This window comes from Pseudomonas sp. MAG002Y, from assembly GCF_019400845.1.
Classification (GTDB): Bacteria; Pseudomonadota; Gammaproteobacteria; order Pseudomonadales; family Pseudomonadaceae; genus Chryseomonas; species Chryseomonas luteola.
Genome location: NZ_WOEJ01000006.1, coordinates 135,511 through 156,899, shown reverse-complemented (window position 1 = coordinate 156,899; position 21,389 = coordinate 135,511). Strand labels below are relative to the sequence as shown.

Here is a 21,389-nt window from a genome sequence, read left to right as displayed (position 1 = left end):
CTGGAGCACATATCTTTAACAGCGCATTACCTGCTAAGCGATACGCCAGAGGATCAGAGTGGTAGATAAAGGATAGATAGACGAGACATATCCGCTGACTGTCCCTGATATTTCCTTGGTGGGTACGGACGGCCCTGATAGGACCGTCCTGCGCAGAACCAACTACTGCGTCCGCGTCACCCGCCATACAGTATTTGATAGGTCATCAGCGATGATGAGCGCACCGCGTGGATCGACTGTTACACCCACCGGACGGCCACGGGTTTTTCCATCATCCCCACGGAATCCTGTCGCGAAGTCGACAGGATCACCGGACGGGCGTCCGTTGCTGAACGGTACGAAGACCACCTTGTAACCGACCGGATTCTTCCGATTCCAGCTACCGTGCTCGCCAACAAATACGCCATTGGCAAACTTGTCACCCATTTCCGGTATTGAGAAATCCACACCCAGCGCGGCGACATGGGAGCCCAGCGCGTAATCTGGCGCGATGGCAGAAGCAACCCTTTGCGGATTCTCTGGCTTCACTCGAGGATCGACGTTCTTGCCCCAATAACTGTAGGGCCAGCCATAGAATTGGCCTTCTCGAACCGAGGTCAGATAATCCGGAACCAGATCAGGGCCCAGCTCATCCCGTTCGTTCACCACGGCCCATAATTGCCCCGTCTCCGGCTGAATGGTCAATGCTGTCGGGTTACGCAGACCGGTCGCATAGGGTTTGTGAGCGCCCGTTTCAGCGTTGACTTGCCAGACCATCGCGCGATCTACCTCGGCTTCCATGCCGCGCTCGGTAATATTGCTGTTGGAGCCGATGCCCACGTAGAGAAAACGACCATCGGGACTAATGGTCAACGATTTAGTCCAGTGATGGTTAATTTCTGCAGGCAGATCGGTGATCTTGGTCGGTGGACCGCTGGCTTTGGTTTGGCCGTCCGCATAGTCGAAGCGCACCAGCGCATCCTGATTGGCCACGTACAGCTTACCTTCAAACAAAGCCAGACCGTACGGTGCGTTCAGGTTCTCGGCAAAAACCTCTTGAATCTCATAGGTACCATCACCGTTTGCATCGCGCAGTAATGTAAGGCGATTGCCCCCCTTTACCTTGGTATTGCCTTCCGCCTTGATGACCCCGGCAATAACATCTTTTGGCTTGAGTTTCGCTGCGTTACCGCCCCGGCCTTCCGCCACCAGGATGTCCCCGTTGGGTAGTACAAGGGTTTGCCGTGGAATTTTAAGATCCGTTGCGATCGCTCTGACGTCGTAACCCTCAGGCACTTTTGGCTTTTCATCGCCCCAGGGTGCTGGATCAGCAATCTTCATACTCGGTAGCAGGCCGCGCTCGGGATTAGGTAGCTTTGGATCACCACCGTGTGATTGGGTGGCTTCTCCCTCGCCACCGCCACACGCGCTTAGCATTACCGCCATGCTCAGTATCGTCAGTGCATTCGAATTTCTCATCTTGCACCTCCTGAGCGCAGGTTGGTCAGTCCGATCCAGGCTGCAACAACGCTGAGCAGCGTTACGACTACCGAGAGAGACAGCCCCATGGGCATCGACGCCCAGGCATCCTTTGCATGCTCGAAGGCATTAACCAGGCCCAGTATCCAGGTGATCAGCAGGAGCAGGAAATACATCAACGGCCGCCCGCCCTTATGATCAGCGCGGATCAGATTGACTAGCGCGAACAATAGCGCCAGCCCGCAGAAAAGTTCACCTCCGGCAATCAGCCAGGACGAAAAGTTGTTCCATTGGATCTGGTATGTCTTGGAATAGGCAATGTCGCTGAGCAGTGCGCCAAGAAACAGCGGCACGGTTCCGGCAAGCAGTATCGCATGCAGCGGACCGGGTGTGACTCTATAGGTCGGATGAAGTGCAGTGGTCACGGGAGCTCCTTTTCTCTGTTGTGTGTCGCAGAGGCCGTATGCAGGTGCACCGGTTGTCAGGTACCTGCTGGCGCTGCCATAGCAAAGGAACGCAGCGCTTATGTGTTAGTTCACGGCAGCCCATTGAATGAAACATATTGAAACCTCTGAAGGCGCTCTACGCCGGGGCTTCTGCCGATCCGAACCTTCGACGTGCTCCAGCAGAAGGAAGGGACCTATACGACAAGAAGGATGTTCTGCACGGCCTGCTTCATCGCAAGTTTCGAAACACACATCCTGTAATCAATGGTCGGAAAACGTATGACTATTGCCGGACCTTTCTGTCCTGAAGGCGGTCCGTCTAAAGCGGCCTTGCTGACGCAGAAGCGGTGAGCCGTCTGTGACCACTCCTGAATGGGCGTGCCCGTGATCGCTGCGAGCCAGCCCCGTCGGCAAATGGATAACGCATGTATCAGGCATGCGCGGCCGTTTTCGAGCGGGTCAAGTCTTGTGGCGAGACGGAACGTCCCAACGATGAGGACTTCCATGAGCGACTCGACATCCCCCAACCGCCGCAGCTTTCTTAAGTCTGTGGGTGTATCCAGCCTAGCCGTCGCCTCGGCTCCAGTTTGGGTTCAGGCCATTCAGGCCGCACCTGTCGACGATACCCAACAACCTCTACAACCTGGCGAGCAAAGGATCACCCTGAAGGTGAACGGCCAGGCTCACACACTTAATGTTCCTGCTAACGCCATACTGCTTGATGTACTGCGTGACCGTCTGCAGCTGACCGGTACCAAGAAAGGGTGTGACCACGGTCAATGTGGTGCCTGCACCCTGCATGTGAACGGGACGGCAGTGAATTCCTGCCTGTCGCTGGCTGTCAGCCATGACGGTGATGAGATCACCACTATTGAAGGTCTAGAAAAAGACGGCAAGCTACATCCGGTCCAGGAAGCTTTCTGGGAACACGACGCTTATCAGTGTGGCTATTGCACTTCCGGGCAGATCATGAGTGCCGTGGCGATCCTGAATGACCCCTCCATTGGCAGCGACGATTCCAGCGTCCGCGAAGCCATGAGCGGCAATATCTGCCGCTGCGGTGCCTACAAAAACATTCTTACGGCCATACAGTCGGCCCGCGGCAAGGTGAAGGGGGCCAGCTGATGCGTAGCTTTCAATTTGATCGTGCAACCAGCACCGAGCAGGCGCTAAAGGCCGGCCAGTCAGACCAGGCGATGTACCTGGCTGGCGGCACCACGCTCCTTGATCTCGTGAAGCTTGACGTTATGCAGCCCGAACGGCTGGTGGACATCAACCGTGTAGGCCTCAACCGACTGGAGCGCCAGGACGATGGCAGCGTGCGTATCGGCGCCCTGGTCACCAATACAACGTTGGCTCAAGACAATTATATTGTCCAGGCTTATCCCGTGCTGTCTCAGGCACTGTTAGCAGGCGCCACTACACAATTACGTAACAAAGCCACCACGGCTGGCAACGTCATGCAGCGGGTACGCTGTCATTATTTCCGCGATAACGTTTCGCCCTGCAACAAGCGCAAGCCCGGCAGCGGCTGCTCGGCGATCGAGGGTGACCATCGCTCAGTCCACGCTGTCCTGGGCACCAGCCAGCACTGCATCGCCATGCACCCATCTGACATGTGCGTAGCGATGGCAGCCATTGGTGCGACTGTTCATGCACAAGGTCCCAAAGGGGAGCGGACGATCGACTTCCTCGATTTCCATCTGCTGCCCGGCGACACCCCCGAACGTGAACACGCCCTCGCTCCCGGCGAACTGATTACTGACATCACGCTTGCACCGCCACTGGCCAACAGCCGTTCGGGCTACCTGAAACTGCGCGATCGTGCCTCCTATCAGTTCGCACTGGCGTCGAGTGCCGTCATCGTGCAGTTGCAGGGTAATCGCATAACCGACGCGCGTATTGCGCTGGGAGGCGTCGGCACCAAGCCCTGGCGAGCCCATGAAGCGGAACAGTCATTACGCGGTCAGCCCGCCAATGACGAGACCTTCCGCCGTGCTGCGCAACTAGCGCTACAGGGTGCCACGCCTTATCGGCACAACGCCTACAAAATTCCCCTGGCCCAGCAGGCCATCGTACGTAACCTGCAGACACTTACCGGAGGTGTGGCATGAACGACATCATCGGCGCGGGTCCCAGGCGAGTCGACGGGCGACTCAAGGTCACCGGCCATGCCCAATACACTGCCGATCATGGACTTAAACGCATGGCGTATGCCTATGGCGTCTACAGCACCATCGCCAGCGGCCGTGTCACCCGTATCGATACCGATGAGGCTCAGCGCATGCCGGGCGTACTCGGGATCTTCCACCACGGCCATTTCACTGAACTCTATCGCCCACCCAAGATGAAGCTGAACCCAGCTAAGATTGACCGGCTTGTGAAGGTTGATGAAAGCCGTCTGCCGTTCGAGGACGACCGCGTTTATTACGCCGGTCAGTTCGTGGCCATGGTGGTAGCCGACTCCTTTGAACAAGCCCGCGCAGCGGCCTACAGGGTCAAGGTTGAATATAAGGAAGAACCCGCCTTAGCCACACTCGCGCAAGCAAAAAAGGAGCAGTCGCCCAAAACTGCCGGCTCGGATTACTCACGCGGAGACCCACAGGCTGGTTTTGACAAGGCAGCCCATCGCATCGATTTCACTTACACCACACCTGTCGAAACCCATAACCCAATGGAGATGCACGCCACGACCGCCTATTGGGAAGGTGATCGATTATTCGTGTATGAATCCACGCAGTCGGTAATCGTGCACCGCAACACCTTAGCCCGTATCTTTGGTTTGAGTCCGGACAAGGTTGAACTGCAATCGCCCTTTATAGGCTCGGGCTTTGGCAGCAAGCTCTGGGCGTGGCCGCACTCCCCTGCTACTTGCGCTGTCGCGCGACTTGTAGGTCGTCCTGTACAGTTCGTGGTGCCACGTCCACAAATGTTTACTACCACCGGCCATCGTCCAGCCACCGAGCAACGACTGCGGCTCGCCACGGACGACCAGGGAAAGCTACTGTCGGTACGACATGAATCGGTCAACAGTACGTCCTTTACTGACCAGAACACTGAAAGCTGCGGTAGCGTGACCAAGAGCCTCTACAGCTGCCCGAACCTGGCTGTTACCCATGCGACCTTGCAGGTCAACCACGGTACGCCTACCTCCATGCGTGCACCGGGCGCTGCACCGGGTCTGTTCGCACTGGAGTCAGCCATGGATGAAATGGCGGAGGCCGTTGGCATGGACCCGCTGGCATTTCGCAAACTCAATGCTTCGACTCGGGACGAAAGCAAAGACATGCCTTGGTCCAGTAATCACCTTCAGGAAGCCTTCGACAAGGCCGCAGCCAAATTTGGTTGGGACAAGCGCACCCCAGAGCCGGGCTCGATGCGAGACGGCCATGAGGTAATCGGCTATGGCCTGGCGGCCTGTAACTGGGATGCCATGCGCTGCGCCTGTGAGGCCCGGGTATCACTGCGTGCCGATGGGACGGCTTACGTCACTTGTGGTGCGCAGGATATCGGGACCGGCACCTATACCATCGTTGCCCAGGCCGTGAGTAAGATCACCGGCCTGCCACTGGAAAAGATCACTGTACAGTTGGGTGACTCATCCTTTCCGCCCGGCCCCGTTTCTGGCGGCTCCTGGGCAACCGCCAGCGTTCTACCCGCCGTGGCGGAGGCTACCCGGGACGCTATTGAGCAACTAAAGAGCTTTGCTATAGAGGACGGGCCATTCAAGGGTGCCGACCCCAAAGCATTGGAGTTCGCTAATGGCCGGCTGGTCAAGGATGGCGAAGCGCTGGATTTTGCCAACCTACTTACTACACGGCGTTTGAGCAGTGCTGAAGGCGAAGCCCGAACCGAGACAGCGGATAAAAGTGATGTTTCGATCCGCTCCTTTGGTGCTCATTTCGTGGAGGTACGTTGGGACCCGGGTATCTCTCGTCTGCGTGTATCACGGGTGGTCAGCGCGATAGATGTCGGTCAGGTCATTAACGCCAAGGCCGCTGCGAATCAGGTGGAGGGTGCGATCGTAATGGCTATTGGCATGGCAATGTTCGAGGCTACCAGTTACGACGAGCGCAACGCGATGCCCACCAACAATGACTACGCCGAGTACATGGTGCCGGTACATGCCGACCAGCCACCGGAACTGGACGTGATACTGCTTGATTATCCTGACTATGCCCTCAACGAGTTTGGTGCACGCGGTATCGGTGAGATCGGCATTACAGGGTTGGCGGCTGCTATTGCCAACGCGGTGTATCACGCTACCGGCAAACGCATCCGCAACCTCCCGATTACCCTAGACAAGCTGATGGATGAGATTCCCCAGGCTGTATAAGCCGCCACGGCCCAGGGATGGGCGCCGGGGTTACGAAATAAGGTATTTCCTGCACGCAGTCGGATCAGCTCTTACCATCAATACCAAAAACCTTCTATCTCGTACCCGTTAAGGTGGTAATAAATAGGCGGCATTATTCATCATCAGTGCGCACGGCTCTCTGGCGAGACAATCAATCTTTACCTTAGACTCACGTCTTACTAAAGCCATGAGCAATCATTGCTGAAAGTATGCGATACACCGCGGTTGCTTTTAAGGTATTCTTAGACCATAGGCTTTAAATAGGCTTTAAATAGACGACTCCGCGCCCTACTTGATGATGTTATTTTTGCCTAAAAATAACTAACCTACCCTGATAACACACTATCGACTTCAAAGCAGCTGGGAAACAGTGGCAGGCGCTATTGAGTAATCAGCTGTCGCCTGAAACGGGTCGCTGATCCGTGCTTTAGTGACTTGCTTCAAAAAGATGTTCATTAATCAGGTGAGCAAGCCGGTTACTTAAGTTTGAACGACTATACTTTTGACCACATTAATCGCGTAGACTAGCACCAGCTTCTTATTATATTTTAAGTCATCCAGACGTGCCGGCTAAGGCGTATCCGGGTGAAACTTTCACATCATAAACGTTAAGGTATTTATGTCCAAGCTTGCAGAATTTCGTGCTGCCGAAGAACAATTAAAGGCCCAGCTACAGCTACTCGAATCTCTCAAAAACGATGAATCTCTACAGCGTGAAATCGAGTTTGAATCCAAGCTTCAAACACTGATGAGCGATTATGGCAAAAACCTGGGCGACATTATTGCCATTATTGATCCGGGTTATTCTCGCAAACCACGTGGCTTGGTTGCGCACCCAGAAAAGGCGCCCCGCCGTGCACGCTCCGTCAAGCGTTACAAGCACCCTGAAACAGGCGAAGTGATCGAGACCAAGGGCGGCAACCACAAGACGCTCAAAGCCTGGAAGGCTGAACATGGTGCCGACGTGGTTGAAGGCTGGCTTCAGTAAGTACCACGCTTATACGGCTGCCTATTCAGCAACCTGCAGAGTAGGCGGCCGTAACGCCCTATAGTGCTACTGCTAGAGCAAAGAGGGGTTAATACAAGGTATTTTCAAGCCGGCCAGGCAACGCACTGTTATAGACATCGCCATCAATTTCCGACCTGGATAACACTTTTAATATCTGACCTGGCGTTGGTAATGTGGCCCGGCCGATATGGCTGGCATCGTCCCAAAGCCCAGAGCGAATAATAAATCTACTGCACTGAAAGTAGACAGCGTTAACGCTGCCCCGGATTACTGTTTTGGGTGCCTGGTTGTTTACAGCAAAACGCGAAAGAAGATCAGGCTAAATAGTGATTTGAGCTGTCCCGTTTACACGAAGGGTCTCGCCTACACCAGGGAGAAGAAAAAGTAGTGCTACACGTGGATCCTGAATGATGTTGCGCAAGCTGTCGATTCGGTTATTCCCTCTTCGATCCGGTAGTAATGGCGTTCAACTATCTTCAATATGTGTGACTCTGCGCGGTGAGGCATCAAGCCCCCAGCCACGGCAGTAGTATGGTTCGAAATAGATATAGCACTAGCGGCTTCAAAGATGGACGTAGCTCGTCCTAATGAGCACAGAACAATTTGAACGCGCTATTAGAACCTAATCGACAGACCACCAAAGTTCTAGACAATAGAGATTGTTTTTGGCCTGCTGAAGGTGCTCAATTAAAGCATTGGCAACTGCTAGTGCGTTTCGAGATGGTTTTTCCTTGGTGTACTCACCAAGCGAACCTTGGAAGAAGCGCCCCAGTTCCTCGATAGCCTTAGCAGCGCACACTTGAAGACTCATCCAAGCCTCTATGCGCCTGTTGGTGAGCGAACTTGAAGGTAAACAGAAGACCGCCTTCTTGATATACGGTACTAGAAGCGGCTGCTAAGCCTTCCAAAAAACCAAGCGTACGGTCGCTAAGCATAAAATCTCTAATGTTTTGGCTAAAGGGCGAGCTTCAGCCAGTCCCAGTGAGCGAAGCGAACGACCTTGAAGGCTGTAATGGACGTTCGCTGCACCACATTTCTTGCGATACGAAACGGACAGTCTTTATCGCATCGCGGCCAGGCTTTTAAACCATGTTGCCTTTTACTTACCCAACACAACGCTACGCGCCGCGAGCCTCGCTTTCCTGAAGTCAAAGTGGATTCCCAAGGCTTTTGCCTTGGCCCGCGACTCTTCCATTAGAGCATTCAACTGTTCACGGCGCTGCTGGAGGGTAGTTGTCATTATTCTCACCTCTATTGATGTTATCCATTCCCTTGGCGACTTTTGCTATCCCTACGTTCAATAGATAGGTAATTAGTGACTGGCCGCTAGATGGTAGGACAGAGCCAAATTAAAAAGTTGCCTTGCTGAAAAATAAGTTACGTAGCCTTTGATCGGAACCGGTACGAGTAAGCAGCTAAGGCTTACCTGCGACTGACTTTAAAGTTGTCAAATAGGGTCATGACTCTGCTATCAGATTTTCTATTTGGCTTTTGGCCAGCGCTTAACGCCACTTTTAAGTCCCTTCTGTGACTGATTGTCCCCCCCTTGCATTATCCGTTTGCCGGTTCACAAATGCTGATACGAGGAATTGAGCAAATCAGAGGTTTTCTAAAAAGGTAACTCACTGGCTAAAGCTATTCCTAGTTTTTGTATTTATCAGGCTTAATGAGGCTATGGTGTAAAACCTACACAAGCAGTTCCTGCCGCTCTATCTCAGGCATTTCATAAAGGCTTCATGCGACGAGTCTAAAGTGTGGATGTGCTGACTTGCGGTCAGGCGCAGGCAGTTCATGTGCTTAAAGCAACATGGTAACTCCTGGCCACTTGTCCTGTAATAAACCCATGTGGAGAACATCAGTGGACAAGGCTTACGAAGGAAAGAATGTACTGATCACCGGCGCTACGGGCTTTATTGGTTCGATGTTGCTCAAGACCCTGTCGGAAAAACTCGAAGGTGTCGGTCGGATTTACTGCCTTTATCATACAACGCCTCCTTCCCAAGCTTATGCTCATGACAAACGAGTCGTATGGATAAAGGGCGATATCAGAAAGGAAAATTGGGACATTGCCACCTCTTGGCTGCAGGAAATCAGGAAGGATGTGGACATTGTTTTCCACCTGGCTGCGTATACCCGTTGGGATACCGACATACAGGATCAGGTACACGCCAACACGCTGTCTGCTCTACAGGGTGCAACGCTTGTCGCTACCTTTGAAAAACGTGCACTATTTTTGGTTACATCCAGCTATTGGGCGCTATGTAATCGCTCAGCGACGGAGCATATCGAGGAACGAATCTATCAGGACTCAACAGCGGAATCTGAACTGGAAGAGATTGTCACGAAAGGAGGCAGCGCAAGGCTTTGTGAATGGCCTAATGCTTACGCCTATTCAAAGAATCTGATGGAACGCCTATTACACCAGCGCTACCCTCACCTCCCTATTATGGTCGCGCGCATTACCTCAGTCACAGGCGCCTGGGCCTATCCAAGTAAGGGTTATTGCAATTTCTCCATCTCTTTGCCCGCTTTCATCCGATCCATTGCGCTTGGAGGCGTTAAACATTTCCCGGCCTCCATGAAAACGGCGATCAATGACATGATCCCCGTGGATATTTGCGTCAATATGCTATTGGCAAATGCCGTAGACCCTTCAAATAGCCTGTTTCAGGTTATCCATTGTTCATCCGCTACACGCAATATTCCTACATTGGGTCAGGTGGCTGAAATGGCTGGCCATATCAGCTATTTCGAGAATCAGTACGAGTTTGACGAGGCGTTGGCTCACCTGAATGAAAAACAGGCAAAGCTTAATAGAGTCATCGTTGAAGCGTATGGATTCGCGATGGAGAACCGCTTCATTTTCAACGATGCCCAGGTACGTCGGCCGTTGCAGTGGATGTCACAGGACGCTCTCGCCAAGTTTCCTATTGATGTCGAAGAGCTGGAATGGACTGCCATAATTGCAGCGATGAAAAAGGAACTGTCCCTACTGGCGACTGCCAGGGCCGCGTAATCAGGGCTGACGGAACTAAGGCGAGAGGACTTGAGTAATAACCTCTCGCCTACTTTATTTTCATATTGATCGAAATCGGGCCTACAACGGATAGAGAATTGCTACGCCGTTGAACTCATCCATTTAATAACGTAGCGCGCTCATATCTCACCTAGACTCCGTTGAGGACGCGTCCCACTCCGTAGCTGATCCGCTCCTGGTGCAGCTCAAATAACCAAGTGCTTAGAGCTTCCCTTTGCACCAAAACCGCTGTTCAACCATCACGAATTGAACGAAGCCACACCGGAACGAGTCAGCTAAATAGCCTCGTCGTATAGACCAGGCTACACCTATTTGAACTGCCTGGAGGTAATCTTTATGGATAACAAAGCGGTAATTTCTGAGCTGAACGACTTGATTGAAACCTGTCTGGATGGCTACAAGGGGTTTCAGGAATGCGCCGATGACCTGAAGGATCCGAAACTCAAGTCAACCATGGCAGCCCGCGCACAGGATTGCAGCACAGCTGCAACCGAGCTTCAGCAACTCGTAACCAAGCTAGGCGGTGATCCGGAGCAAAAGGCCAGCGTATCGGGCGCCCTCCACCGCAAGTGGGTTGATATCAAATCGTCAATTACAGGTAAGAGTGACGAAGCGATTCTTAATGAATGCGAGCGCGGCGAAGATGTCGCTCTCAAGAGCTACAAGCAGGCGCTTGAAAAGGATTTGCCTGCGGATGTTCGCGCTGTCGTAGAGCGGCAGCTGCAAGGGGTGCAACGAAACCATGACCAGGTCAAGGCACTCAGAGACGCTGCACGAGCAAGCTAAGCCCTTAGGCGCCGCAAAGAGATGCCTTGCAAGAGGCTCTCTTTCGGCTCGGCTTTCAGCGGTGATGAGCACCTTCTACGACGCGTATATCGAGCAAAAATTGCTAGCATTAATCTACGCTCCGCCAGCTCAACAGTAACCTGGGAGGCTGGGTATCAATCACTGGCGTAGTTATAAAACTTGCTCAAGCGTCTCGCTCGTTCACTCTCGCTTTCTAGGGCATAAAGCCTGCGGTAGAACTGGCTGCGGTTTACCCCATTACTCTCACAGGCCTCGGTTACGGGTACACCTTTTATCAGAAAGTCTTCCAAGGCGCGAATAACCCGTTCCCCCCGTATGGAAGTACCCTCCAGCAACAGGTCAAAGTGCTCACGCTCAAGTGCTCCAGGTTTCAAGAAGGACAATGTACGGGCGCGCATGGCTCTCTCAGCATTCTCATGATAGGTATACGTAACATATAGGCGAGTAATCATTGGGATAGAGACCGCTCGCCTCTAGATACCACTACACCTGAGTTACCTTAATAGGTGATCACTAGTATAGCTCGTTTTTAGCAGATGGAACCTCCAATTTTCTGCTCTTTTGGTGTATCGAATGTTCAAGCCACAATGTGGGTTAGAGGCTTGGTAAACCGCTTATAGCCTCGCAGACTGAGATCTATACCTTAATATCCGAGTTGGAATTTATCTGAGCGCTCATCACCAATAGTGAAGCAAGGCGTAATTAGCTACGCCTTGCTTCACTAGCCCATAATGGCGATGTACATAATCCTCAAGCTTAATTCGTCTGGGATACGCTCTCCGTTACCGATGAGCTATCAACTCCACAAAACGAGTTGAAACATGACTTGCCATGCCCTTCGCCAGTTCCTCTTCCCCGAAGAACACCGTACCGACTCCATCCCGCCGCAGGAGCTGTGATTCATCCTCACTGTGAGTGCGAACGACAACCTCTACTTCTGGATTTAACGTTTTGGCGGTTTCTACCATTTGGCGCGCGTTGAGTGGATCAGGAGTTGCGATGACCAGCATAGCGGCCTTGGCAATATGGGCCTGGATAAGCACAGCAGGGTCCGCAGCATCGCCGGAAACAGCCGCTTTGCCTTCCTTACGCAACTGATCCACCATTTCCCTGTTCTGCTCAGCAATGACGTAAGGAATCCCCTGTTCGTCCAATACCTTTGCTATCCGCCGCCCAACTCGTCCATAACCAACTAGAACAATTTGGCGCTCCAGGTATTTACGGTCCGTATCCATGGGAAGTTCAGCATAAGGGTCCTGCCTACTTTCAAGCTCGCGTGCAAACGACGAGCGCGCCAGCACCCACCGGCGTACCGGCTCGATAAGGGTAAACAATAGCGGATTGATCGCAATCGAGACGAGCGCACCGGCTAATACCAAGCTCATCCCCTCCTGCGGTAGCAGTCCCAGCGTCAAACCGAGACCGCCTAATATGAAAGAGAACTCTCCTATCTGGGCAAGGCTCGCAGCTACCGTCATGCCGGTAGTGAGCGGATAGCGTAGCGACAATGTGATAACCAGCGCTGCCAGCGATTTTCCCAGCACAATGATAGCCACAACGGCCAGCACATGGACCGGCTCCTGGACCAGGATCATTGGGTCGAACAGCATCCCTACGGACACAAAGAACAATACCGAGAAGGCGTCACGCAATGGCAAGGACTCTTCGGCAGCCCGATGGCTGAATTTGGACTCCCTCATTACCATACCGGCAAAGAAAGCACCCAACGCAAAAGACACATTAAAGAGCTTGGATGCACCGAAGGCAATACCGATGGCAATCGCGACGACCGCTAGCGTGAAGAGTTCGCGAGAGCCTGTTCGCGCCACTTGCCAGAGCAGCCATGGCAGCGCTCGGCGTCCGGCAATGAGCATCAGCGCGACGAAGGCGACGATCTGCAGAAGGGTTTTCCCAAGCGTTACCCAGAGTGGCCCATCCTGCGCGGGCAATGCTTCGCTGGTACTACCGAGCATGCCTGCCAGTGGAGGTAGCAGTACCAGCACCAGTACGGTTGCCAGATCTTCAACAACCAGCCAGCCGACGGCAATACGGCCGTTCATGCTGTCTAGCACTCCGCGCGCCTCCAATGCTTTAAGCAGCACGACAGTACTGGCACACGACAGGCAAAGACCAAAGATAAGGCCGTTACCCCAGCTCCAGCCCCACCAGTGAGCCAGTACAGCGCCCAGTACCGTGGCGAGACTCATTTGTACGATAGCGCCAGGAATGGCGATGCGCTTGACCGAAAGCAGGTCACCAATGGAAAAATGCAGCCCTACGCCAAACATCAGCAGCATCACACCAATCTCGGAAAGCTCCGAGGCGATGTGCATGTCAGCAACAAAACCGGGTGTGGACGGGCCAATGAAAATGCCTGCCAACAAATAACCAATCAGTGCGGGTATTCGCATCTTTTCGGCCAAAAAGCCCAGTATCAACGCGACAACAAGTCCCGCAGCAATCGTCGTAATAAGGGGAATGTTGTGCTCCATAGAACTCCTTCTAACGTGTCCAGTATTCATCCGCTAGATATGAGCATAACTGGCCGGACTTTCATTCACCCTTACTGATTGGCTAAAAAAATGTCCTTTCATTACAGGATGTTAATGGCATCCTTTCGGTATGGGTAATAGTTTGATGGACAATGCAAGGTTCCGTGCCCGCGTACGGGTTCAGGCTTGAGCGGCCTTTACTTCCTTATAAAGACGAAGATTGGAACAAACTACGCTGCGATAGGTATTTTGAGCGCTGTCATGTTTGCTTTTGGTGGTAATCTTGACTACAGGAATTTCCAAAAGGAAAAGCAATAAAAAGTTAGCCGAGACCTCTAGTTAGGGGCGAACAAACTCAGCGACTCCAAGAGGCAAGCAGATTGCCCCTTGGAGTACGTTAGATGTCGGCTCAATGCGTGCGTTTAGATTGGGTAGAAGGTAGAAAGATCGTAAGAATCCCCAAGAGCGGCATGAATGAGCACAGCGTGTAGACGTACTCGATACCACGCAGGTCCGCCAGATGGCCCAGCGCTGCGGCTGCAATACCACTAAAGCCGAACATAAGCCCAAAGAAGACACCGGCGATCATGCCTACGTTGCCGGGCACCAGCTCTTGGGCATAGACCACAATGGCGGAAAAGGCCGACGCCAGGATAAATCCAATAATCACGCTCAACACGCTGGTCCAGAAGAGATCAACGTACGGCATGGCCAACGTAAACGGCGCGGCCCCCAGAATGGAAAACCAGATTACCGCCTTGCGCCCGATCCTGTCGCCAATGGGACCACCAAAGAACGTACCTGCTGCCACTGCGCCCAGAAACAGGAACAGATGCAGCTGGGAGCTGGCCACCGACAAGTGAAACTTCTCGATCAGATAAAACGTGAAATAGCTGGTGATGCTGGCCATGTAGATATATTTGGAGAAAACCAGCAAGGCCAGGACGACCAAGGCTCCCGTGATCTGGCGGCGAGACAGCCCATGCGTAGCTTCACGTCCCTTCTTTTTCCCCGCCGTATTCAAGTGCCCTCGATACCAGAGGCTAAGCCGATATTGCACGCCGATGGCAAAGAGTCCGAACAGGCCGAACCACACGATATTGGATTGGCCGAAAGGGATGATGATCGCTGCAGCGAGCAATGGCCCTACGGCGGTTCCTGCGTTGCCTCCTACCTGGAAAGTAGACTGAGCCAGACCAAAGCGGCCACCGGAAGCCAGACGGGCAACCCGCGAGGTCTCAGGATGAAAGGTGGATGAGCCAACCCCAATCAGCGCCGAGGCTACCAGTATGGTCGAAAAGGTATCGACAAACCCCAGCATCAGGATGCCTATCAATGTACAGACAGCGCCAGCCGGAAGCAGAAACGGTTTTGGATGGCGATCCGTATAGAAACCAATCCACGGCTGTAGCAAAGAAGCTGTGACCTGAAAGGTCAGCGTAATCAGCCCTACCTGGGTAAAGGTCAGGCCGTAGTTTTCCCTCAGCATGGGATAGATGGATGGGAGGACCGACTGGATAAGGTCATTGATCAGGTGCGCGAGCGCACAAGAGAAAACAATGCTCATCACAAGGGGATTGGCGGCAGAGGCTGAACGGATGGAAGTGTCAGCCTGGGCAGTAGGCACGGACATGAACGGTACTCGTTATACTCATTGTTTGGTACCGTACTGTGCCATTTCGTAAGCATGGTATCTAGATACAATTCGAAACAGTGTGCAGGCCCGGTTGCGGTTTGCTTATAAGCAAGGCAAATACGGCACCTTAGAAGCCACATGCTATCCAGTATGAAAGACGACCGGCAGGAAGGCCTCACTGGCACCAGCGAGGCGGATCAATTCAGTGCTCAAGACGTTACCCGGACCAGAGCCCCGACGCCGCTCCTTCACAGGCACATCAGTTGGGATCGATTGAGGCTACCATCCTGCCGTTTATGAAGGATCACTTTACAAGACGCTGAGCCTCTTTTAGCAGGTCTCACATCAGTGATTTATTGTAAAAAGGGCAAGTAAGGCAAAACTACCCAAGGCCGACATCCCAGCCTGTATCTTCTTCAATATTCTCTGCAACAACCTGCTTTGTATGCGCATGCCACACCTCCTGCAAAGAACGATTACCCATTTCTGAAAGTACTTCTAATAGACAGCCGTAAAACGCTGTATCACTACAGGACCGGCTAAACGGTATAGCTGTTTGTCAGACTGCAACCCTTTTCTAAACCAAGAAATACCGAGCCGATATCAAAGTAGAAGCGTTGCAATAGCACGGGCTATTAGAGGCGAGCTGAAAAATAGCCCGGACGGATATCTGTTCTTAAAAGAATAAGACAGTACAACGTCCATCCAGGCTAAAGGCCTAGCTTCAACTTACTAGCAGGACCGCTAGCACGGTAAAGATACTCAATTAGGGGATGAGAAGTTCATCAGATACGGTAAAGGTAAGTAAATAATGGATACAAGGGATTAGGTCAGGATGTAGTTGCCAAGATTCTTGTAAGACAAGCCGCCTTGAATCAACGGCTGAGCAGGAAATGACCTCTTGTGTAAACCTCAAATCGGCCCTTGTACCAGAATGCCCTGTTTGGCCTTGCACAGATCGGATACAAATTTGATACCCAACAGGCGCATCAGGATGCGACCCGCCATCCTTAAGTGAATTATTACTCGCGGAGCCTCAAACTATTACTCTGCTGTATCGGGAACCCAATTTCTCAGATGCCGTTATTGAACGACCTACCTTAAAGACAGAACGTTGTGTCCTCTTTAGGATGAGGGATAATCAACAAAGCGTTTGCTCTAGGGCGCCCTAGCGAGGAAAGACGCCGCTGCGATGCTGTAATGGAATATGGCCGCGTTGCTTCTTCCACTCCAAAGCATGTGTTTAAAGCATCATGTGTCCGCACTGTGCCTGCCGGGCACTAAGTTCTATCAGACCGTGGGTCGTAAAGGTAAAACGTACGGCTAGACAGCCTACGTTAATGCAAATGCTGACTATACTCATCGGAGCCACATTCCGCATTAGTAAAACAGGTAGACACCAATGCGCAGAAACAGGGAAGAAATGATTGCCATGCTTGAATCCCGAGTTCATCACGAAGCTCTCTGGTTCAGCCGCATCCCTTTGCTCATTGGCATCGTAGCGGCGGTCGTTGTTTGCTTGGGCTACGCTTCATCTCATTGGACGTTCATGGCAGTTGGGCTTTTTGTCCTAATTATCGGCTTTAGCACCCAGGCGGTACTCTGGTTTGGCCTGAGAGATTTGAATCGTCGTCGCTAGCACTGTCTGCAAAAGATTTAACGAAAGCCCTAGGCACCTTGGGCTTTCTGTACTTGTATATCGCCACACGGTGCGTCACCGACTTTATTTATGGCTTCCCAAACGTGACATCCAATGTCATCGAATCGGTATGGCGCATCGGATTCTGTCCAGTGGGCAGACGATCATCATCAGGGTGCATGTAAGTCATGCCTGTACCGAGCTTCTCAGTCATGAACTGGCCGCCTTTATTCATGGTTTCTGTCGAACCATCGTAGAAGCCAGCAATGGTCTTGTTACCAGCAGAATCGGCTGTAACGATATTGCTAGGCGCAGCGTCAGCAATACTCTTGTTATCACCAATCTCGAATCCCTTGTTATCCGTGGCATGGATCGAGGCGTTTCGGCCATCGATATCACTGGTATTGATAAAGCCGTTGAAGAATTCCAGCCGGCTGGCATCAGGGCGGTAATGTCCGTCTGCATCCGCCTGCTTGAGCAGTCCGGTGGTATCGTTCTCGAATCTCATAACGCCTGTCTGCCCTGGCTCAAGCGTTAGCTCAGCGGTCAACTGCTCGTTCTTATCGAATTGGCCTATTTTGATCGGATGGTCCTGAGTATTGGTTATATTGAATGCACGCGGACCGCTACCGGTAGTGGGCCCGTCACTACTGGCTGGGTTTGCAGACGTTACCTTTTGCGGGTCAGTTTCGGGAGTTACAGCAGGGCCAGAAGCTACAGAAGGTTGTTCCGGACTACCAGCCGCTGGTGCGGTGGCTTTTCCTACCTCCCTACTCTTACTTTGGCCCTGAGAGGATGCTCCCGTGTCGTTCTGATTTTGCTGTAACCGTTGCGCAATCATCTGAAGGATTTGCTGCACCAGGTCACGCACCAATGCCATCAAATCCTCTTCGTTAGCTCCCTTGACGCCACCTGGGGAATGACCAGCCCCAGCCTTGCCGAATGTAACTTCTCTTCCCTGGCTGGCAAGCTCAGAAGGCGAACCGAAATTAACCTGTCCGCCGTATGGCTGAGCCAGGCCACCGTTAAGCCCGGGCGTTGGGCCATAATCATTGCTGCCAAGGCTAAAACCTGGCTCAGCGGGCCCAAGTACTTTTACTGACATATCAGCCTCCACAGAGCAAATAGGGTATTGCCTGTGTGGTCAATTTAAGTTTCGGGTTCCTACTTAATCGTCCTGACAGCGTTGGCAGTACGCGAACTGGAGAGGAGAAACGCTAACCGCTCACGGTGCAGCCAGCGTTTTTCTCCCTTGTACTACAGCTGCCTTTGCTTGAGATCTGAAAACGAAGCCTTGAAGCCCAGAATGAAATCCACCGCTAGAAACACAAGCAGGCTGGCGCCTAATACAGGCAGACAGATCCCCAGTACTGTTGAGATCACAATCGCCAGGATTCGTTGAGCCAGGCCCAGCTCACGCCATGCATCGATAAGACTCGGTTGAGGAATATCATTAAAGGTCGGACGACGACGCCACCAGAGCAGGTATCCCCAAACCACCATGACCACAAGGCCACCCGCAAATCCAATCAACAACAGCTGATTGGCAAGGCCGAAAAGTACCCTCATATGCGCATCGATACCCCACCGGGTCAGTTTGGCTGGCAGAGAATACTGAGCAAACAGGACATGATCCACCACCGCCAAGGAGCCGGGATCGATAGCAACCGCATCCACATGAGTAGGCCAGCGACGGTCGATTTCATTAACCGTCCAGGCTTTTCCCGGCTGCATGGCAGGTTTGATTTCCACCTTTGCCGCGTCAATGTGCTGGGTACGTGCAGCGGCCATCACCTGATCAAACACGTCGGGATCAACCGCTTCCATCTTTGGCATGTTATCCATGTGCATATGATGTTCGGCATGCTCATCCATGGGCATCTTCATGGTGGTTGAGCTACCCAGCTCCGTCGAAACAACAGGCGTCGACCATCCGTAATATGCACGCAGAATGCCGATATTGCTTCCTGCATACTGTGACCATGTCAGCCCCGTGGCCGAAAAGAACAGCAGCCCTGCCAGTAGCCATACCCCTGTGGATCCATGCAGAGAGCGTAGACCCGCCGGCGTCTTACCACGCGTCCGACTCCGTCGTGACGCCCATAACACCAAGCCGCCCAAGGTGGCGACCCATAGCCAGGATGCCGCCAGCTCACTATAGATTCGCCCCACATCACCCAACAGAAGGCCCCGGTGAAACTGATCCAGCCAGGTGCGTAATGGCAGGACACCACTCGTCCCGTATACCTTCATATCGCCTTTGATCTCACCGGTCACCGGGTCGATAAAGATGGCACGGCTCTCTGAAGCGCCCAGGCCCGGCGCGTTGAACATCACCCGGGTAGTATCACCGGCTGCAGGCGCAGGGCGTACGGCAGTGATGCGAGAGGACGGATCTACCGCTGCCTGGGCCGCACGCACTTGGGCGGCAAGGCTGAGAGGAGCGCCCTGGCTATCCGTATGCAGGGCATCGGCATAAAGGTAGTCCTCAAGCTGAGGGGTCAACGCGTAGACAATACCGCTCAGCGCCGCCACGAGAAGAAAAGGACCAACAAAAAGCCCGATATAGAAGTGCAGTCGTTTGAGTAACTGGATAAACGCGCCCGGTCTATTCTGGACCGACGCTGGCGAAGAACCTGACATGAAAATTCACCACGGCTAAGCACGACGACAACACATGGCTGCCGCCAACTAAGGGTTAGTAAGTAAATGCCGCCAGTGGCTGTCAGGGCGCGCGGGGATTAAGGCAGGGAAATGCGTCACGGGGAGGTCGTCGACAACCGGCGTCCAGATGATACAGGCGTTGCCGTTTATGACGCAGTAGCCAGCTCAGCGCCGTGAAAACCATGAGCGCCAGTGGAAGCGTACCAGCGAAGGCGCAATCGCTCATGGCAAGCTGCTTGATAGCTGAATCATGAGATGAGTCAACCATGGGCATACTGCCCTGGTGCATATCTGGCGCGGCGGTCATAGCATGGTGATGTACGTGATGGTCCATCTCCACCGTTGTTTCGTGAGGCGACGGGAGGCGGTATGTCTGGCCATGCATGATGCCGTGACCAAAACTGCAGGCGAGACCATTGAGCAGGACGGCGGCAACCAGCATCCAGGCAAGAGAAGTAAAATGGGCTCGAACTGACTTCATACCAACCAATTTAGCACTGATGACAAACACAGGCCAGATGCGGGATTTGTTGTCGAACGGTGGATATACAGCAATACCGTACGTAGACGCCGGGCTGCGGCCACATGGCGCAACACCGGCTTTTGAAGAAATCAGGCCTGTCTGGGCTGCCCATTGGAGGCTGAGAGCCCACCATCGACAGGGAGATTCACGCCGTTTACGAAACGGGCATCATGACTGGCCAGGAACGCAATGACATCAGCGACCTCTTCGGCCTCGGCTGGTCTACCCAGCGGAATCCGCTCCCTGAAGCTGGCCATAAGCGACTCATTGCCAAGCATATCTTCCGTCAGCTCGCTTTTAGTGAGGCTGGGGCATACGGCATTGACCCTGACGCCTTCTTCACCAAAGTCCATTGCCAAGGCACGGGTAAAGTTGGTCACTGCCCCTTTGGCCGCGTTGTAAATACTCATTCCCCAATCACCACCCAAGCCTGAGACCGAGGAGACATTGACGATGCAGCCCTTCTGCTTGATCAGCTCAGGCAAGGCGCTTCGGCTACAATAAAACACACCGTCCAGATCGGTGGACATGACCTTGCGCCAGTCGTCGACATCAGCCTCGGTAATCTTGCCCTGGGCCACCGTACCCGCATTGTTCACCAGCACATCCAGGCGGCCATACTTCTGGATGACATCCGCGATCAGTTGCTCTACTTGAATCCGGTCCGAGACATCAGCGGTCTTGATGTAGCTGCTATCCGCCGGAAGCGTACGCGCCACGTGCTCAAGCTTTTCGGTCGTTCTGCCCACCAGCACGACCTTAGCGCCCTCTTCCGCAAATCGCTTGGCAGTTGCTTCACCAATACCCGATCCTGCCCCTGTCACGAGCACCACCTTGTTAGTAAAACGAGTCATGTCAGCCTATCTGGATCATGGAAGGTATGCACCAGTAGAACCGCAGCAGCAAACCCAAGTTCATCAGGAGCTGCATTCCAGAGCCAAGCGATCGCTAGTTAGAAAGTACATTCTGGCGAGGGCACGCATACCACTTTACAAGCGATGCTTATCGAGAACACAACGAATGAGACACAAGCGGCCCGCTAGTGCTTCGAGAGTCACTTAGACGTCGTCTATGCAAACCTTCATTAATTTGACTGCATATTGGTTTCTCAATGCTATGTCGTTCACTTGATCGCTTGGGCGGTTCAATGCCGCGATTACATGTAGCGCCGACAACGCCTCTACTCGAAACGGCATGCAATAAATTACACAACGAAAACAAATTTTGAATCGCTTTAAAAGCATTTAAATTATTCACAGAATTCAAGGATTGCTATTCGTTCCGCTTGCTCACGACCCTTAAAACTTTCATTAGGTACAGC

At 53.0% G+C, this 21,389-nt stretch carries 17 protein-coding genes and 1 pseudogene; 6 read left to right on the top strand and 12 right to left on the bottom strand.

What is annotated here, in order from left to right; all coding sequences use genetic code 11:
* Positions 1-162 precede the first annotated feature (162 nt).
* A complete protein-coding gene (locus tag GM154_RS10670) occupies positions 163-1,458 on the bottom strand; it encodes a sorbosone dehydrogenase family protein (RefSeq protein ID WP_219652209.1) in 1,296 nt (431 codons plus the stop codon).
* Positions 1,455-1,883, bottom strand: coding sequence for a DUF2231 domain-containing protein (locus GM154_RS10665; protein WP_219652208.1), 429 nt, complete (start codon positions 1,881-1,883; stop codon positions 1,455-1,457). Before GM154_RS10665 ends, GM154_RS10670 begins: the two co-directional genes overlap by 4 nt.
* 525 nt (positions 1,884-2,408) lie before the next feature.
* Between GM154_RS10665 and GM154_RS10660 the strand changes: the two genes are divergently transcribed.
* The 4 genes from GM154_RS10660 to GM154_RS10645 all read left to right on the top strand — a co-directional run bounded on the left by GM154_RS10660 (position 2,409) and on the right by GM154_RS10645 (position 7,249).
* Positions 2,409-3,029, top strand: coding sequence for a (2Fe-2S)-binding protein (locus tag GM154_RS10660; protein ID WP_374940315.1), 621 nt, complete (start codon positions 2,409-2,411; stop codon positions 3,027-3,029).
* Positions 3,029-4,018 carry a xanthine dehydrogenase family protein subunit M gene (locus GM154_RS10655; protein ID WP_219652206.1) on the top strand — a complete coding sequence of 330 codons (990 nt, stop codon included), beginning with the start codon at positions 3,029-3,031 and terminating at the stop codon, positions 4,016-4,018. Before GM154_RS10660 ends, GM154_RS10655 begins: the two co-directional genes overlap by 1 nt.
* Positions 4,015-6,240 carry a xanthine dehydrogenase family protein molybdopterin-binding subunit gene (locus tag GM154_RS10650; RefSeq protein ID WP_219652205.1) on the top strand — a complete coding sequence of 742 codons (2,226 nt, stop codon included), beginning with the start codon at positions 4,015-4,017 and terminating at the stop codon, positions 6,238-6,240. The genes GM154_RS10655 and GM154_RS10650 overlap by 4 nt, the downstream gene beginning before the upstream one ends.
* 640 nt (positions 6,241-6,880) lie before the next feature.
* Entirely contained in the window at positions 6,881-7,249 is a 369-nt protein-coding gene (locus tag GM154_RS10645) for a histone-like nucleoid-structuring protein, MvaT/MvaU family (protein ID WP_010799111.1), read from the top strand.
* Between the two features lie 88 nt (positions 7,250-7,337).
* Here the strand turns inward: GM154_RS10645 and GM154_RS10640 are convergent.
* From GM154_RS10640 to GM154_RS10630, 3 genes and pseudogenes are all read right to left on the bottom strand, one after another.
* A pseudogene (locus GM154_RS10640) lies at positions 7,338-7,784 on the bottom strand (pyridoxamine 5'-phosphate oxidase family protein); the annotation flags it as partial.
* A gap of 108 nt (positions 7,785-7,892) precedes the next feature.
* On the bottom strand, positions 7,893-8,081 hold the full coding sequence (locus GM154_RS10635; protein ID WP_219652204.1) for a hypothetical protein: 189 nt from the start codon (positions 8,079-8,081) through the stop codon (positions 7,893-7,895).
* A 288-nt stretch (positions 8,082-8,369) separates the two neighbouring features.
* The gene (locus GM154_RS10630) at positions 8,370-8,510 is read right to left on the bottom strand and encodes a hypothetical protein (RefSeq protein WP_010799109.1); all 141 of its coding nucleotides are present in this window, start codon (positions 8,508-8,510) and stop codon (positions 8,370-8,372) included.
* Between the two features lie 567 nt (positions 8,511-9,077).
* Here GM154_RS10630 and GM154_RS10625 point away from each other — a divergent pair.
* Positions 9,078-10,286 (top strand): SDR family oxidoreductase, encoded by a 1,209-nt coding sequence (locus GM154_RS10625; RefSeq protein ID WP_308460607.1) that lies wholly within the window; start codon positions 9,078-9,080, stop codon positions 10,284-10,286.
* Between the two features lie 357 nt (positions 10,287-10,643).
* Positions 10,644-11,093, top strand: coding sequence for a PA2169 family four-helix-bundle protein (locus GM154_RS10620; RefSeq protein ID WP_010799107.1), 450 nt, complete (start codon positions 10,644-10,646; stop codon positions 11,091-11,093).
* A gap of 155 nt (positions 11,094-11,248) precedes the next feature.
* On the opposite strand, the gene GM154_RS10615 is transcribed toward GM154_RS10620, so the two are convergent.
* The 7 genes from GM154_RS10615 to GM154_RS10585 form a co-directional block, all read right to left on the bottom strand.
* Positions 11,249-11,512, bottom strand: coding sequence for a PapB/FocB family fimbrial expression transcriptional regulator (locus tag GM154_RS10615; RefSeq protein ID WP_010799106.1), 264 nt, complete (start codon positions 11,510-11,512; stop codon positions 11,249-11,251).
* 384 nt (positions 11,513-11,896) lie between these two features.
* A complete protein-coding gene (gene ybaL / locus GM154_RS10610) occupies positions 11,897-13,606 on the bottom strand; it encodes a YbaL family putative K(+) efflux transporter (protein ID WP_150346085.1) in 1,710 nt (569 codons plus the stop codon).
* Positions 13,607-14,015: 409 nt separating this feature from the next.
* The gene (locus GM154_RS10605) at positions 14,016-15,239 is read right to left on the bottom strand and encodes an MFS transporter (protein ID WP_074825889.1); all 1,224 of its coding nucleotides are present in this window, start codon (positions 15,237-15,239) and stop codon (positions 14,016-14,018) included.
* Positions 15,240-16,969: 1,730 nt separating this feature from the next.
* Positions 16,970-17,986 carry a hypothetical protein gene (locus tag GM154_RS10600; RefSeq protein ID WP_219652202.1) on the bottom strand — a complete coding sequence of 339 codons (1,017 nt, stop codon included), beginning with the start codon at positions 17,984-17,986 and terminating at the stop codon, positions 16,970-16,972.
* A 152-nt stretch (positions 17,987-18,138) separates the two neighbouring features.
* Positions 18,139-19,524 carry a PepSY domain-containing protein gene (locus GM154_RS10595; protein ID WP_219652201.1) on the bottom strand — a complete coding sequence of 462 codons (1,386 nt, stop codon included), beginning with the start codon at positions 19,522-19,524 and terminating at the stop codon, positions 18,139-18,141.
* A gap of 82 nt (positions 19,525-19,606) precedes the next feature.
* Positions 19,607-20,026, bottom strand: a complete 420-nt coding sequence (locus GM154_RS10590) for a hypothetical protein (protein ID WP_219652200.1) — start codon at positions 20,024-20,026, stop codon at positions 19,607-19,609.
* A gap of 131 nt (positions 20,027-20,157) precedes the next feature.
* Complete coding sequence (locus GM154_RS10585) at positions 20,158-20,922, bottom strand: SDR family NAD(P)-dependent oxidoreductase (protein ID WP_010799097.1); 765 nt, start codon at positions 20,920-20,922, stop codon at positions 20,158-20,160.
* Positions 20,923-21,389: the final 467 nt, after the last annotated feature.

Bases quoted from the DNA above. Each gene is read 5' to 3' on its own strand.
- GM154_RS10670 (WP_219652209.1), bottom strand. From the start codon at position 1,458: ATGAGAAATTCGAATGCACTGACGATACTGAGCATGGCGGTAATGCTA.
- GM154_RS10660 (WP_374940315.1), top strand. From the start codon at position 2,409: ATGAGCGACTCGACATCCCCCAACCGCCGCAGCTTTCTTAAGTCTGTG.
- GM154_RS10655 (WP_219652206.1), top strand. From the start codon at position 3,029: ATGCGTAGCTTTCAATTTGATCGTGCAACCAGCACCGAGCAGGCGCTA.
- GM154_RS10650 (WP_219652205.1), top strand. From the start codon at position 4,015: ATGAACGACATCATCGGCGCGGGTCCCAGGCGAGTCGACGGGCGACTC.
- GM154_RS10645 (WP_010799111.1), top strand. From the start codon at position 6,881: ATGTCCAAGCTTGCAGAATTTCGTGCTGCCGAAGAACAATTAAAGGCC.
- GM154_RS10635 (WP_219652204.1), bottom strand. From the start codon at position 8,081: ATGAGTCTTCAAGTGTGCGCTGCTAAGGCTATCGAGGAACTGGGGCGC.
- GM154_RS10630 (WP_010799109.1), bottom strand. From the start codon at position 8,510: ATGACAACTACCCTCCAGCAGCGCCGTGAACAGTTGAATGCTCTAATG.
- GM154_RS10625 (WP_308460607.1), top strand. From the start codon at position 9,078: ATGGTAACTCCTGGCCACTTGTCCTGTAATAAACCCATGTGGAGAACA.
- GM154_RS10620 (WP_010799107.1), top strand. From the start codon at position 10,644: ATGGATAACAAAGCGGTAATTTCTGAGCTGAACGACTTGATTGAAACC.
- GM154_RS10615 (WP_010799106.1), bottom strand. From the start codon at position 11,512: ATGCGCGCCCGTACATTGTCCTTCTTGAAACCTGGAGCACTTGAGCGT.
- ybaL (WP_150346085.1), bottom strand. From the start codon at position 13,606: ATGGAGCACAACATTCCCCTTATTACGACGATTGCTGCGGGACTTGTT.
- GM154_RS10605 (WP_074825889.1), bottom strand. From the start codon at position 15,239: ATGTCCGTGCCTACTGCCCAGGCTGACACTTCCATCCGTTCAGCCTCT.
- GM154_RS10600 (WP_219652202.1), bottom strand. From the start codon at position 17,986: ATGTCAGTAAAAGTACTTGGGCCCGCTGAGCCAGGTTTTAGCCTTGGC.
- GM154_RS10595 (WP_219652201.1), bottom strand. From the start codon at position 19,524: ATGTCAGGTTCTTCGCCAGCGTCGGTCCAGAATAGACCGGGCGCGTTT.
- GM154_RS10590 (WP_219652200.1), bottom strand. From the start codon at position 20,026: ATGAAGTCAGTTCGAGCCCATTTTACTTCTCTTGCCTGGATGCTGGTT.
- GM154_RS10585 (WP_010799097.1), bottom strand. From the start codon at position 20,922: ATGACTCGTTTTACTAACAAGGTGGTGCTCGTGACAGGGGCAGGATCG.